General features: G+C 22.0%; 13 protein-coding genes and 2 tRNA genes. 5 read left to right on the top strand and 10 right to left on the bottom strand.

What is annotated here, in order from left to right:
- Window positions 1-10: 10 nt before the first annotated feature.
- From BUCISPPS3390_RS00265 to fliF, 6 genes are all read right to left on the bottom strand, one after another.
- Window positions 11-643 (bottom strand): hypothetical protein, encoded by a 633-nt coding sequence (locus BUCISPPS3390_RS00265; protein WP_154060670.1) that lies wholly within the window; start codon window positions 641-643, stop codon window positions 11-13.
- A gap of 114 nt (window positions 644-757) precedes the next feature.
- A complete protein-coding gene (locus BUCISPPS3390_RS00260) occupies window positions 758-982 on the bottom strand; it encodes a hypothetical protein (protein WP_154060669.1) in 225 nt (74 codons plus the stop codon).
- 237 nt (window positions 983-1,219) lie between these two features.
- Window positions 1,220-2,584, bottom strand: a complete 1,365-nt coding sequence (locus tag BUCISPPS3390_RS00255) for a FliI/YscN family ATPase (protein ID WP_172599022.1) — start codon at window positions 2,582-2,584, stop codon at window positions 1,220-1,222.
- 24 nt (window positions 2,585-2,608) lie between these two features.
- Complete coding sequence (locus BUCISPPS3390_RS00250) at window positions 2,609-3,289, bottom strand: FliH/SctL family protein (RefSeq protein WP_154060667.1); 681 nt, start codon at window positions 3,287-3,289, stop codon at window positions 2,609-2,611.
- Between the two features lie 3 nt (window positions 3,290-3,292).
- Window positions 3,293-4,279 (bottom strand): FliG C-terminal domain-containing protein, encoded by a 987-nt coding sequence (locus BUCISPPS3390_RS00245; protein WP_154060666.1) that lies wholly within the window; start codon window positions 4,277-4,279, stop codon window positions 3,293-3,295.
- Complete coding sequence (gene fliF, locus BUCISPPS3390_RS00240) at window positions 4,276-5,964, bottom strand: flagellar basal-body MS-ring/collar protein FliF (protein ID WP_172599021.1); 1,689 nt, start codon at window positions 5,962-5,964, stop codon at window positions 4,276-4,278. The genes BUCISPPS3390_RS00245 and fliF overlap by 4 nt, the downstream gene beginning before the upstream one ends.
- A gap of 176 nt (window positions 5,965-6,140) precedes the next feature.
- On the opposite strand from fliF, the gene BUCISPPS3390_RS00235 reads away from it, so the two are divergent.
- Window positions 6,141-6,413, top strand: a complete 273-nt coding sequence (locus tag BUCISPPS3390_RS00235; RefSeq protein ID WP_154060664.1) for a flagellar hook-basal body complex protein FliE — start codon at window positions 6,141-6,143, stop codon at window positions 6,411-6,413.
- Between the two features lie 251 nt (window positions 6,414-6,664).
- Here the strand turns inward: BUCISPPS3390_RS00235 and gltX are convergent, their stop codons facing one another.
- Window positions 6,665-8,080, bottom strand: a complete 1,416-nt coding sequence (gltX, locus tag BUCISPPS3390_RS00230; protein ID WP_154060663.1) for a glutamate--tRNA ligase — start codon at window positions 8,078-8,080, stop codon at window positions 6,665-6,667.
- A 152-nt stretch (window positions 8,081-8,232) separates the two neighbouring features.
- On the opposite strand from gltX, the gene BUCISPPS3390_RS00225 reads away from it, so the two are divergent.
- Window positions 8,233-8,305, top strand: a tRNA-Val gene (locus BUCISPPS3390_RS00225).
- Between the two features lie 5 nt (window positions 8,306-8,310).
- Window positions 8,311-8,383 (top strand) — tRNA-Lys (locus BUCISPPS3390_RS00220).
- A 39-nt stretch (window positions 8,384-8,422) separates the two neighbouring features.
- Here BUCISPPS3390_RS00220 and ligA read toward each other — a convergent pair.
- Entirely contained in the window at window positions 8,423-10,195 is a 1,773-nt protein-coding gene (gene ligA / locus BUCISPPS3390_RS00215; protein ID WP_154060662.1) for an NAD-dependent DNA ligase LigA, read from the bottom strand.
- Window positions 10,196-10,641: 446 nt separating this feature from the next.
- Between ligA and BUCISPPS3390_RS00210 the strand changes: the two genes are divergently transcribed.
- Entirely contained in the window at window positions 10,642-11,088 is a 447-nt protein-coding gene (locus tag BUCISPPS3390_RS00210; RefSeq protein WP_154060661.1) for a PTS glucose transporter subunit IIA, read from the top strand.
- A gap of 178 nt (window positions 11,089-11,266) precedes the next feature.
- On the opposite strand, the gene BUCISPPS3390_RS00205 is transcribed toward BUCISPPS3390_RS00210, so the two are convergent.
- Both BUCISPPS3390_RS00205 and tsaD read right to left on the bottom strand, forming a co-directional pair.
- On the bottom strand, window positions 11,267-12,493 hold the full coding sequence (locus tag BUCISPPS3390_RS00205) for a CCA-adding protein (protein ID WP_154060660.1): 1,227 nt from the start codon (window positions 12,491-12,493) through the stop codon (window positions 11,267-11,269).
- Window positions 12,494-12,701: 208 nt separating this feature from the next.
- Window positions 12,702-13,730, bottom strand: a complete 1,029-nt coding sequence (gene tsaD, locus BUCISPPS3390_RS00200; RefSeq protein WP_154060659.1) for a tRNA (adenosine(37)-N6)-threonylcarbamoyltransferase complex transferase subunit TsaD — start codon at window positions 13,728-13,730, stop codon at window positions 12,702-12,704.
- A 226-nt stretch (window positions 13,731-13,956) separates the two neighbouring features.
- Between tsaD and rpsU the strand changes: the two genes are divergently transcribed.
- A complete protein-coding gene (gene rpsU, locus BUCISPPS3390_RS00195) occupies window positions 13,957-14,172 on the top strand; it encodes a 30S ribosomal protein S21 (protein WP_154060658.1) in 216 nt (71 codons plus the stop codon).
- The last annotated feature ends 26 nt before the right edge of the window (window positions 14,173-14,198 follow it).

The raw sequence follows: 14,198 nt of genomic DNA, 5'->3' as shown, positions 1-14,198 counted from the left end.
TTAAAAAAATTTATTTTTGTAAATCTCCTACAATATATTTAGGAAAATATATTTTTAATCTATTCTGATGATTATCAATATAAATCAGAAAAGTAAAACATACATAAGAACTAGATACAAAATTACTTGATAATAAATAATCCTCTGTAATATATTTACCTGTGTTAATGATAGAAGAAGAAATTTTCTTTAAAAAAGTTGTATTACAAATAAAAAAAATTTTTTCTAATAATATATCTAGAATATTCATTTCGTTTTTAGTTAATTTTAAATTACTAGATTTTATATCTACACACACATTATAATTTCCACATATATTTCCTATAAACATAGAAGTAAAAACTCGCGAAATTAATATTAAACATTCATTAGAATTAACGTTTAAAAAAAAATTTTTACCAATAAAGCTTAAATACATCTTATGTAAACATATATGATTATATTCTACACTACTAGTATAAAAATCTATGTTTACATCACGACAAAACCATTTATTAAATTTTTTTTCCAATAAACAACAAAAATCAAAAAATAATTCTTTAAAAAATAATTTTTGTTTTTTTAAAATAAAATTAATAAAATGTTTACGGCGTAATACATGCATTTTAGATTTTTTATATAAAAATTTAGATTGTCTAGACATAATATATAACTTTTTTGTTTATAAAATATGAAATAACTATTCCTAATAAAAAAAATTATTTTATATATAATATCATAATTTATATTTGAAAGAACTAAAAATCAATAATTTTATTCATATTCGATGTAAAAAATTATAAATATTTGAACATATTAAACTATCTTCACGCTGATTTGTTAATATTTTTTTTTGTACAATACGATTCTTAATACGTAATTCTAATTTCTTCCAAATTTCTAATTTTAAATATAATTTGTGATGTATTAGTAATCTATTTTTAACTTGATTTTCAAAATAGTTTAAAAAAATATGTTGCTGAAAAATAAATCTTTTCAACATTAATAAAAACTGTATATATACCTTAATTATATATTGCGAACTTCCAAGAAAAAATTTTTCATATAAATATACATTATATTGATTATAATATTTATGTAGTTGTAATAAATATTGTTGTATTTTTTTTATTTTTTGTCTACAAAAATTTACATAATGAGTGTTTTTTTTAATATCTATTTTTATTTTTTTTTTAAAACACAGATATGAGAAATATTATAAATCATATATATCACCATTTTATATATTAAAGTTTTTTAATAATTTTGATAATTCAATAATTGATTGAGTATAAGTACAACATTCTAAAAAATTTTGTTGTAAAAATTTTTTCAAAATCGGCCATACACTTATTGCTTCATCTAACAATTTATTATTACCGGACACATAAACACCCAAATTAATCAAATCACTATGATGACGATGACATGAAATTAATTTTTTTAAATATATGGATTTTTTATAATGATCGTTGTTTACAATTGAATGCATAGATCTACTAATAGACTTTTCAATATCAATTGCTGGATAATGTCCTTCTTCTGATAAAATCTGTGATAATACTATATGTCCATCTAGTACAGATTTTGCTATGTCTAAAATAGGATCATTATATTCATCTCCTTCAGTTAAAATCGTATAAAAAGAAGTAACAGAACCGAAACCATTACTATTTACGTTACCTGTGCGTTCAATTAAATAAGGAATATTGGAAAAAATAGAAGCAGGATATCCTTTCAAAACAGGAACTTCATACATTGCATTTGATATTTCTCGATATGCCATAGCATATCGTGTTAATGAATCAACTATTAATAATACATGATTATTTTTTTTACAAAAATATTCTGCAATTGATGTTGCATATTGAACTGACTGAATTTTAAATATAGGAGAAACATCTGCAGGAGAAACAATTATAACAGATTTTTTTAAACTATTAACACCTAGAACATTATAAATAAATTCCTTAACTTCTCTACCTCGTTCACCTACTAAAGAAACTACAATTACATCTGCATCAGTATATCTAGACATCATCCCAAGCAACATACTCTTACCTAAACCAGGCTGAGAAAATATACCCATTCTCTGACCTCGACCAACTGTTAATAAACTGTTAATCGCTCTTACACCTGTATCTAAAACTTTAGTAATAGGAATTCTTTTTAAAGGATTAATAAATGATTTAAAAAAACTAAAAGATTTTTTTTTTGATTTAATCTTTCCAAGATCATCTAAAGGACGACCAAAACTATCTAATATACGACCTAATAACTGCCTTCCAAACGGAAATTTAATATATGTAGAAATATTATGATTGGTATGATATCCTGAAAAAACCTTAGATCCGGGAAAAATACCGTCTAAACTTGTAATAGGTATCAAAAAAATAATTTTTTCTTTAAAACCGATAATTTTACACACTACTTTAGACAATTTTTCACGATACATGCGTTCTACAAAACAAAAATATCCCACAGGTAAATATATTCCTGTTGCTTCAATTATTAAGTTATTAACACTTAATACTCGACCATATGAAATATCACGAGTAATAAGTGATATTTTTTTTTCAAAATTGTTAATTCGATGAAACCACATATTTAATACACCATTTATATATCTTTAATCTAATGAATTAGCTGCATCATTAATTCTAAGCCAAAAAGATGACAAAGAAGCATCTATCTCTTCTTTAGAAGTAATAATACGATAACTATAAATATCTATTTTTTTATCACTAATTACAGTCCATTTATATTTATTCATTAAAAATCCAAATTTATTTATTATAGTGCGATAATGGTCAGGATGAACATGTAATTGTAATTTCTGAAATATATATTTTGATTGCTTAATAATCTTTTTTATTCTTTTAATCAAATACTGCTTATTAACTGATAATACATCATCCAAAAAAATTTTTGAGATACGTAACACAATATTAATTAAACGTTTCGAAAAATTACAATTAAAATTCTCAATAGCAGTTTTAAACTGTCTAAGAATATTAGAAAGCTGTACTTGAATACACTGTTCGATATTTTTTAAAAAAAAATCACAAGAATAATTAAATCCTTGCATCCAACCAACACAATATCCTTTTTGGTACCCGTCTAATAAACCTTTTTTATATCCTTTCTGATATATATCAGAATATGAAGAATAATTTTTATTCTTAATAAAATCAGACCGCTCTAAAGTTTTATTTTTTTCAATATTTTGAGTACCCATTACATGAAATATTTTTTTAGATTTTTTAAAACACCATTTTTTCCATAAATTATTGTTAGTAAAAACTTTCATATACTATGCCTGCTCTGATTTTATGATAATCTTATTATTCCGTATAAATCTCTTAATATTTTTAAGTAATAATTTTTTTTTAAAAAAAATAATATTATAAGCAATTGATTTATTTAATAACATTGTTTTTTTGAAATACTGATATTTCTCACGTGACATGTTATAAAGAAACTTATTTTGAACAGATTCATCAATATGACACAAGAAAACACATAAATGATCTATGTTTGTATTATCTATAATATATTTTATACTATTATCTTCAATATATATTATATCGTTAAAATTAAAATATTGGCTTATCAGTTTATTTAAAATATTTTTATGTCGAGTATTAATTTTATTAATAAACTGAACAATATTATCTTGCACAAAATAAGACAATATATATACAATTTTATTAATTCTTTCTTTTTCTACTAAAGAAGATTTTTGTGTATATAAAAACATACGAATAATTTTATTTAATTCTAAAAAACCAGAAGAATGTAAACCAGTAAAATTTACCATATTGTTTAAAATATTTAATCTATTTTGTGTGTTAAAAAAAGATAAAATATCAGTTGTTAATGTTGTGTTAATATGCACTAACAATGCTGTTACAATATTTAAATTCTCGTTTTTAATTAACAAAAAAATATTTTTTGCTCCTAATTTTTCTAACATAGCGATATTATAAATAAAATCGTTTTTTATTAAACTTTTTTTAAATAACTTACGAGATAAATCTAAACCTAGTGTATGCTCTATAATTTGTGATATATGATTTTTAATATCAAAATTGACAATTTTATTTTTTTTTAATAAGTCATAAAATTCGTAAAGTACTGTATCGGTATATTTTAAAATATTAGCATCCAGAGCTAAAATTGCATCAATAAAACTACTAATTTCTGAATTAGTAAAATTTTTTAAAACCGCCGCCGAAGTTTTTGTATCCATAGATATTAACAATAAAGCACTTTTCTGTATACCATTCAAACATATCATTTTTTATTTATCCAATAACGTATCACTTGTTCAATAATTTTTGGATGTTTATCTAAAAAATCATGCTTAATGAAACAATGATCTTTATCAATACAATCGTTTTTTTTATAATTTAATTTATCGGTACTTACACGATGATAATTTTTTGAATTTTTACTGATATTACTAACTGTTGTTAGGGAATTTTTTTTCTTATTATCTATTATAATATTTTTATATAATATATAAATAAATAAAAAAACAAAAAAAAAACTGATGCAAAAAAATAATAGATAATTTACATTTAAATAATTATATATAGAAAAAATATCATGATTTGAAATAATATGCGAAGAAAAAAATTTATAATTAATTATATTAATGCAATCACCTCGGTGATCAGAAAAATCTATTACTGATTTAATTAATTTTTCTAAATCTTGTAATTCTTGAAAAGAAAAAGGAATATATATTCCTGCATCATTTTTTTTATAATTTATCAATATTGTAATATTTAAATGTTGAATATCTAATTTACTGAAATCAGGAAAAAAATAATCAGCACAATCATTTGTCGTATTAGAATTTATTAATTTCTCATTAACATTATGAACTGAATTCATATTATTAGACAAAATATAATTATTCATATTGATGATTTTTTTTTTAACAGTTGAATTAATTTGACTTACATTATTCATTAAAATTTTTTTAGTAATAAATGTACTTATTTTTTTCATTAAAAATAACTTATGTATAATACTACTAGAGATAGTATTCTTTTTATTATTTAAAAAAACATCTGATATATTATCTAATAATTTTTTAGATTGATCTTTAGTATTATTTTTTTTTATTTTAACTTTATTGATAATAGTATTATTTTTTTTTATTTTAGCACACACATGTACAATAAAATTTTTTGATCCATACATAGACGCTAATAAATTATTTATATGATCACAATAATATTGTTCTAAAATATTAATTTTTTTATATTTATTATTATTAAAAAATCTAGAATAATTTAAAGTACATTTATTTAAAATATTTCCAAATTGATTGACTACAATAATATTATCAGCAGATAAATTCGGTACACTTCCTGATATTAGTAAAGCAATAGCATCTATTTGTTCTTCAGTTAATTGTGTATCCGGAAAAACAGTAACAACTACCGAAGCTGATGGTACCTGATCATCTCTAAAAAAATCAGTGTCTTTTTTACATACTAAATGTACTCGAGCATGTTGAATTGGAAATATACACTCTAATGTTTGTGATAATTCTCCTTCTAATCCTCGATGATAATTAACATGTTCATGAAATTGACTAATACCAAATTTTTCCTTATCAAGTAACTTAAAACCATCATTTTTTTTTATTACATTTTTTTTATTCATTAAAGAAAAACGTAATTCATCAACTTTATCTTCAGGAACTAATAATTTTTTAGAAGAACGATGGAATTGATATGAAACATGCATATCTTTTAATTTAGATATCACCCATTTTCCATCAATATCAGACAAATTATTGTACAATACTACATAATTAACTTTATTCATCCAAAAAAAAACTGCACATAGAAAAAAAATTACTACTAAAAAACTAGCAATAATAAATTTTAATTTATGTGAAATAAAAAACAAAAAATACTTCCATTTTTTTTGTATTTTTGAATACAACATATTTATAAAATCCATACTTTTTTCCTGAAAAATAATTATCATATAAATACAAAAATGTACGAACTAAAAACCATAACAATAAACATATATAATAAATTAAAAAATGTTTAAATATGTAATAATATACTATATTTATATGTTAAAATAAAAATTATATTATAAAAATAATATACAAAAACAGGACAGATTTTATGAAAATAAATTCAATACAGCCGCAATCAATCCAAACAATATCTTCTGTATCAAACCCAAAAAATATAAAAAATAAAAATTTTTTGAAAATATCAAAAAATACATCACCTGAATTATTAAATACTAAAAAAATAAAAAATAACACAAAAGAATTTAACTTAAAAAACACAAAAACAAAAAAAAACAATAAAGAATATAAGATAAATATGTTATTAAAAATACAAAACAAATTAATTAATTTATACGAAGAAATAATGAATATGCAAATTTAAACTGTAAAAATAGCTATTTTTATTCAAAATATAACAAAAATTTTTTTATTAATTCAATTAATATCACGTAATATAATTACATGTTATTATATGTACATAATATATGTTTAGTACAACTAAACATATATAGTACAATATTACTATTGTGTTATATATAAATAAATAATATGTATTTACTTTATTTAATTTAATTATACTTATAATATCTAGTAGTGTTAAAAATCATACTCAATATATATGATTATATATATTTAATTATATATCTTTAATTGTATATACTTAATAAAATTATGTATTCGTAATAAAAATGTATTTTTTCCTAAATAAAAAACTATGGTAGAAATATTAGGTGTATGCTCTCGTCCAGAAATACCAATTCTAATTAAAGTCGCTACATCTTTAAAACATATATTAAACTTTAATACAGATCTTTTAATTAAAAATAAAATATTTGATTTATTCCAAGAGGTTAACAAAAAAAATTTTTTATGTAAAAATTTTAATATTTTGACATTAGTAATATTACAGTATATTTTAATATTATTAACGTCTAATAAATTGATATCTTTGTACAAGTAAACATACGAGGATATAAATTCTTTTAAAGTATTGTGATGTTTTAAAAATTCTTTTAATAAACCACGAATATCAATTTTATTATCCAAAAAAATTTTTTTATTACTCATGTAAGAAACTAAATAATTGTATATAGTCTCAGTTGGTAATTTACTTAAATAATAATGATTCAACCATAAAAGTTTTTTATCGTTTACAATACTTGGTGAACGACTTATGTTTTGCAAATTGAAATAATTTTTCATATCTTCAATAGAAAAAATTTCTTGATTTTTATAAGACCAACCTAAACGCAATACATAATTTAAAATTGCTTCAGGAATAAATCCTGCATTAATATAACTAGAAATACTCATTGAAGTATTTCTCTTTGATAATTTAGCTCCATTAGAGTCTAAAATCATTGATGCATGCGCATATATTGGAACAGGAGCATTTAATGCATTCAATAAATTAATTTGTCTTGGAGTATTGTTAATATGATCTTCACCTCGAATTACATGAGTTATATTCATTTTCCAGTCATCAATTACAACGCAAAAATTATATGTTGGCATACCATTAGATCGCTGAATAATCAAATCATCTAATTCATAGTTAGATATAGATATATCACCTCTAATCATATCAGTAAATTTCACCATCCCTTCAGAAGGATTTTTAAAACGTACCACAAAAGGAATATTAGATTTTTTAAAAATATAATTATTATTTAAACATTTTTGATCATACTTTGGTTTTTGTTTATTCAAAATTTGAATTTTTCTTAACGTATCTAATCTTTCTTGTGAACAATAACATTTGTATGCAAGACCTTTTTTTAACATAAATGATATTATATCTTGATATATTTTTAAGCGATGACTTTGATAAATAGGTCCTTCATCCCACAACAATCCTAAATATGTTAAACTATTTAAAACATCTGAAACAAAATTACTACTTATTCTTTTTAAATCAGTATCCTCAATTCGTAAAACAAACGAACCTTTATGTTTGCGAGCAAAAAGCCATGCATATAAAGCTGTTCGCACGCCACCTATATGTAAAAATCCTGTAGGGCTAGGAGAAAATCTGGTTTTAATTTTCATAAAATACTCAAATTATTAATTAAAATAGTCAAAAATATTTACAAATATAATATATATTTATAATATTGTATATTTTTTAATCAAATAAACAAATATATATAAAATATATATTGACTCATAATATATCTGTTCTACAATATAGTTATATATAAGGGTGATTAGCTCAGTTGGTAGAGCTTCTCCTTTACACGGAGAAGGTCGGCGGTTCGAAACCGTCATCACCCATAAATGGGTCGTTAGCTCAGTTGGTAGAGCAGTTGACTTTTAATCAATTGGTCGCAGGTTCAAATCCTGCACGACCCATATTATCCGCTAAATAACCAGAAAAAATACATTTAAATATCAATTAGAAACAAAAAAAATATTTAATTGATCTATCAATTTTGATGTAATAAATAAATTATTTTTATTTTTCAAAAATGTAATAATTGATTTAGATATATTTATACCAATACCTTTGATATTTGATACTGTTTTAAAATTAGTATTAATAAATTTGATAGCTGATTTATAGTATTTAGATAAAATTTTTGCAACGGAAATACCAACATCTAGAATACCTAAAGCACAAATAAACTTTTCCAAACGAACATTTTTAGAAAAATTAATATTATTAATAATTTTAGTTGATAACTTTTTTCCTATACCTGGTACCATTTGTAGTTTATCATAAGTTAAAGTAAAAAAATCAACAGGAGTACGTAAATATCCATAATTTATTAATTTAATAATGTTTTTTTGACCTAAACCTTTGATATATATGCCAGATTTTGAAGAAAAATATATTAACCTCTGTAATTTTTGTGCCGGGCATAAAAAATTAGAAGGACAATAATATCTAGTAAAATTAAAAGAATGTAATAATTTTGAACCACATGACATACAATATTTTGGAAAAATAATTTTTTTAGCAAATTTATCTCTTTTTTTAATTAAAACGGTCCTAATTTTAGGAATGACATCTCCTGCACGATAAACTTTTACATAATCATGAATATAAATCTTTAACTTTTTTAGTATTCTAAAATTATATACAGATGCTTTACATACTGTTACCCCAGAAATATTTACTGGTAAAAAATGGGCTACAGGAGTAATCATTCCTGTTCTACCAATTTGAAATGTCACATTTGTAATTTTCGTTTCTACATCTTGAGAAAAAAATTTTAAAGCAATAGCCCATCTAGGATATTTTTCTGTATAGCCTAATTTTTTTTGCAAAACAATAGAATCTACTTTTATAACTATACCATCTATCTCAAAATCTAATTTTGATCTTTCAATACATATTTGATTATAAAAATTGATAATATCTACGCTAGTATTACATAATAAATAATTTTTATGTATAGGGAATCCCCATTTTTGAAGTTGCATCAATCGATCATAATGACTATTAATTCTTTCATTTGATGTAAAAACACCATATCCATACACAAAAAACATCAGTTTCCTTTTTTTAGCAATATGAGGATCTAATTGACGTAACGAACCAGCAGCAGCATTACGTGGATTAGAAAATACTTTTGTTTTATTCAACATAGAAAATTGATTTAAAATTAAAAAATCAGATTTTTTAATAAATACTTCTCCACGTATTTCTAGAGTTTCAGGAACATTATTTCCTACTATTATTTTTGGTATAGAAGTAATAGTACAAGCATTATCTTTAATATTTTCTCCAATCCAACCGTCTCCTCGTGTAGCCGCGGAAATTAATATACCATTCTTATATAATAAATTAACAGCTAAACCATCTATTTTAAGGTCACAATAATATTTTATATTATTAACAGAGTTAAAATGTTTTTTTATTTTTTCATCAAAACGTATAATTTCGGATATTTCGTTAGTACTTTGCAGGGATAACATAGGAGTTTTATGTATACATTCAGAAAAAATATGCAGTTTTTTACTTCCTATCTGTTTTAATACAGGATGTTCTATTTTTAGCAAATCATTTTTTTCATATTTTTTCTCTAATTTAATTAACTGATCACGTAACTTATCATACATATAATCTGATATTACTGAAGCGTCTAGAGTATAGTACATGTAATTATGATATTTTAACTGTAATCGCAAATTTATAATTTTATCATATATTGATTTCATCGTATACACCCATATAAATAACTATAAAATTACAATAAATCATAATATATAAAATACTTATTTTGTAAAATATATAAAAGTAAATTTATTGTTTTAAAATGGTATAATTATAAAAATATTGTTATAATTTAATCTTTGTACACATCAACATAATTAAAAAATATTATTAATATCAAAAAATATTTGATTACACGTTCTATTTTTTTAAAAAACTCTTAAAAAAAATTAATAATATCTAATTATATTAGAAATTATTATAAAAAATTATAATTACTTACATAAAATTCTCTATATAATAAATTTTTTTATTAAAATATATATAAATACACACAGAAAAAAAATTAAAATAACCGATTAAATTAAAATAAATAAAATCACTGTCATTGAAAAAAATCAACAATAATTATACATTAAAATAATAATTAAAAATTAATAAAAAATAATATATGAATAAAAAAAAAAGATATATTTTATCACCAATCACTGGAATTATTCAAAATATTTTTGATATAAAAAATCCTATCATGAACCAAACAAGAATAATAATTCATTCTAACAAAAAAATAATTGTATCTCCATGTAACGGACAAATAAAAAATTATCATCCTAAAAAAATAAAATTTATAATTCAATCTGAATACGGAGCACAAATTGTAATAAAGAATAAACTATTTAAAAAAAACAATCAAAAATATATCTATATTCCAATTAATACAGAGTCTATAAACATTTATGCAGGAAAAATTTTATTTTTAATAAAAAGTACTAGTCTACATGATCAATCTATATATCTCCAAACAACCGTTAACATTATATGCAAACAGAAAATTAACAATTTAAAAAAAAAATTACATAAAACACAAGCAGGAATAACAGTACTAGCTTCTATATAAAATAAAAATTTTATATATAAACTATTATGTATAGTAAATATATAAAATATATTTTTAATAAAATTAATTAATGTAATATTTATTTAGAAAATTTATAAAAACATTAAATATATTTTATAATAGAAAAATAGTATTTATTCTTGAGTATTAATAAAATCATAAACATATTTTAAAATTTTTATTGTTTTTTTCTCCATTTATTTAAACTATCTACTCGTAAACGATATAATTCATGTCTAATAGCAATTCCTTTAAATAATTTTGTGTCTATGCAATCTTGAACCGAAATATCTTTAATTGCCGAAAACATAGATATTAACAATTTTCCTAAAACAAAAGAATTATTTTTAATGTTATAAGTAGTACCATCATAAAAATCTAAATACATTAGTTTTTTTAATCTATCCGGTTTTCTCCATACATCAATAATATCAAAAAAATCAACAATTAATGTAGAATTTTGAATTTTAATAGTTTGTAAAAATTTATGAAAACCACATACAATAATTAAAATTTTTTGTGTTTCCTTAGGAACTTTTAATCGCATACACAAACTTTTTATTAAAAAAACAGGCTTTTTATAAAAAAAATAATGTTTAATATCTGTTTCTGAAATAGAATAAATATAACTTATAAATTGTAAAAAATAAGAAAGTCTAATATCAACATCAGTAGTACATTTAGAAATTCTAGATAATTCCATTAAACTTAATTGTAAAATGTTAACGCAGTTACAATGAAAATCAAAAAAGCTAGTTTTTCTATAAAAAAAATTAATTTCGGGAAATAAATAAAACAAAGCATTACAATGATGTAAAATTTTAAAATAAACGTGAGGATTACGTGTACATAATCCTTTATACGTTTCCTTCCAAATTCGTTCAGGAGTTAAATATAATAATTCTTTTTTTTGACAAATTAATTTCATTAATATCAAAGTTTCTGATGCAATATAAAAACCTAAATGTGATAATGTTGCAGCAAATCTAGCTACACGTAATACTCTTACAGGATCTTCAACAAAAGAAGAAGAGACGTGCCGTAAAATTCTTTTTTTAATATCCTTTTGACCGTTAAATAAGTCAATAATATTGCCCTTTTTATCTTGAGCAATTGCATTTATAGTTAAATCACGCCTAACTAAATCTTCTTGTAGAGTAATTTTTGAAGAAAAATCAAACAAAAATCCAGAATATCCAACACCACTTTTTTTTTCTGTTCTAGCTAAAGCATATTCTTCACGTGTTTTCGGATGTATAAAAACTGGAAAATCTTTTCCTACTTGTAAATATCTTTTTTTTAACATTTTCTGAGACGTACTTCCTACAACTACCCAATCCCGATCGTGTACAGGAAAACCTAATAAACGATCTCGAATAGCTCCACCAACTAAATAAATTTTCAAAATACCGCCCATAAAAATAATATAAATACATTAAAATATATTGATAATAAAATCATAAAAATTTAAAATTTATGATTTTATAAAATAAATTAACATATATTTATATAAATAAATATCTATTTTAAAATAGAATAAACAACTATCTTACTTTTTCTATATTTTATTTTTTAAAAATCAATTAAAAAAAGTGTAGGTAAAGAAAAATTAATTAAACGCTATCATTAATCGATAACGTAGGGTATACTTCTATAGAGTTATCACAAGAAATTAAATTTAAGTTATATCTTAAAAAACCTACATATGCAATCATAGCAGCATTATCAGTACAAAAAATTTCTTTAGAAAAGAAAACTTTCATATTATTTTTTTTTAATAAAATTTTCAACTTTTTTCTTAACAAGTTATTAGCGCTAAAACCACCACACACTAAAAAATTTTTCAAATTATTTTGTTGGATAGCAATATTACATTTTATTATTAATGTATCTACCACAGCTTCTTCAAAAGAAGCAGCTATGTTATACTTTTCATATGATAAATTAGAACATTTTAAAATAACATTTTTAACATGTGTTTTTAATCCAGAAAAACTAAAATTTAAATTAGACTGTTTTACCATAGGACGAGGAAAAAAATATTTTCCAGTTTGACCGCGCGTTGCTAAATAAGATATTTTTTTTCCTCCTCCATATCCTAAACCTAATAACCTTGCTATATAATCAAAAACATGACCAACAGCATCGTCTAATGTTTTACCTAATACAGTATATTGACCTAAATTATCAACTTTAATTATTTGTGTATTCGCTCCAGATACCAATAAAGCTATAAAAGGAAAAGAACAGCTTGTGTTGGTTAACATTGCTGAAAATAAATGTCCTTCTAAATGATTAACAGCAATACACGGAATATTTAAAGCCAAAGATAAAGTGCGTGCAATTGTAGCTCCCACTAAAAGTGAACCTACTAAACCCGGTCCTACTGTATATGCAATTGCACAAAAAACATTTTTTTTAATATTAAATTTATCATCAAATAAATATTTTTCACAAACTTTCTCAATTAAAAATGATAACTTATCTAAATGAGCTCGTGCAGCTAATTCGGGAACAATACCATTAAATTTTTCATGTACATTGTTTTGATGTAAAGTAGAATGAAATATCAAACCTAATTTTTGATCATATATAGCTACAGAAGTGTCATCACAAGATGTTTCAATTCCTAATATCCACATAATTTATCCATTAATGTAATTAATTCTACCAAAATTTATTAAATATATATTATCTATCTAATCGTGTATCATATGTATGATATAATTTTATATCATACATATAAAGAATATTATCTAGATATTAGACTATAATATCCGATAAAAATTTATACAAAACTATGTCCAACAAATACTATTACTATCATATTTATGATAAATTAATTAAATAAATATTATGGAAACTATCATGCCAATTATTAAAATACGAGACAACGAACCCTTTGATGTTGCTTTAAGAAGATTCAAACGATCCTGCGAAAAAGCTGGTATATTAGCTGAAATACGCCGTAGAGAATTTTATGAAAAACCCACAACAAAAAGAAAAAGAGCAAAATCATCAGCAATAAAAAGATTAGCTAAAAAAATAGCTCGAGAAAATGCTAAACGTATCAGAATGTACTGAAAATTATTACTTTTTTATATTCTAAA

Origin of the sequence: Buchnera aphidicola (Cinara cf. splendens/pseudotsugae 3390) (genome assembly GCF_900698845.1) — a bacterium.
GTDB lineage: Bacteria > Pseudomonadota > Gammaproteobacteria > Enterobacterales > Enterobacteriaceae > Buchnera_F > Buchnera_F aphidicola_AM.
The sequence above is the reverse complement of the archived record's forward strand: the minus strand, read 5'-3'. Positions and strand labels throughout refer to the sequence as shown.

Coding starts and splice junctions, on each gene's coding strand:
- gltX (WP_154060663.1), bottom strand. CDS start 8,080: ATGAAAATTAAAACCAGATTTTCTCCTAGCCCTACAGGATTTTTACAT.
- BUCISPPS3390_RS00235 (WP_154060664.1), top strand. CDS start 6,141: ATGAAAATAAATTCAATACAGCCGCAATCAATCCAAACAATATCTTCT.
- BUCISPPS3390_RS00260 (WP_154060669.1), bottom strand. CDS start 982: ATGTTGAAAAGATTTATTTTTCAGCAACATATTTTTTTAAACTATTTT.
- BUCISPPS3390_RS00250 (WP_154060667.1), bottom strand. CDS start 3,289: ATGAAAGTTTTTACTAACAATAATTTATGGAAAAAATGGTGTTTTAAA.
- rpsU (WP_154060658.1), top strand. CDS start 13,957: ATGCCAATTATTAAAATACGAGACAACGAACCCTTTGATGTTGCTTTA.
- ligA (WP_154060662.1), bottom strand. CDS start 10,195: ATGAAATCAATATATGATAAAATTATAAATTTGCGATTACAGTTAAAA.
- tsaD (WP_154060659.1), bottom strand. CDS start 13,730: ATGTGGATATTAGGAATTGAAACATCTTGTGATGACACTTCTGTAGCT.
- BUCISPPS3390_RS00265 (WP_154060670.1), bottom strand. CDS start 643: ATGTCTAGACAATCTAAATTTTTATATAAAAAATCTAAAATGCATGTA.
- fliF (WP_172599021.1), bottom strand. CDS start 5,964: ATGGATTTTATAAATATGTTGTATTCAAAAATACAAAAAAAATGGAAG.
- BUCISPPS3390_RS00210 (WP_154060661.1), top strand. CDS start 10,642: ATGAATAAAAAAAAAAGATATATTTTATCACCAATCACTGGAATTATT.
- BUCISPPS3390_RS00255 (WP_172599022.1), bottom strand. CDS start 2,584: ATGTGGTTTCATCGAATTAACAATTTTGAAAAAAAAATATCACTTATT.
- BUCISPPS3390_RS00245 (WP_154060666.1), bottom strand. CDS start 4,279: ATGATATGTTTGAATGGTATACAGAAAAGTGCTTTATTGTTAATATCT.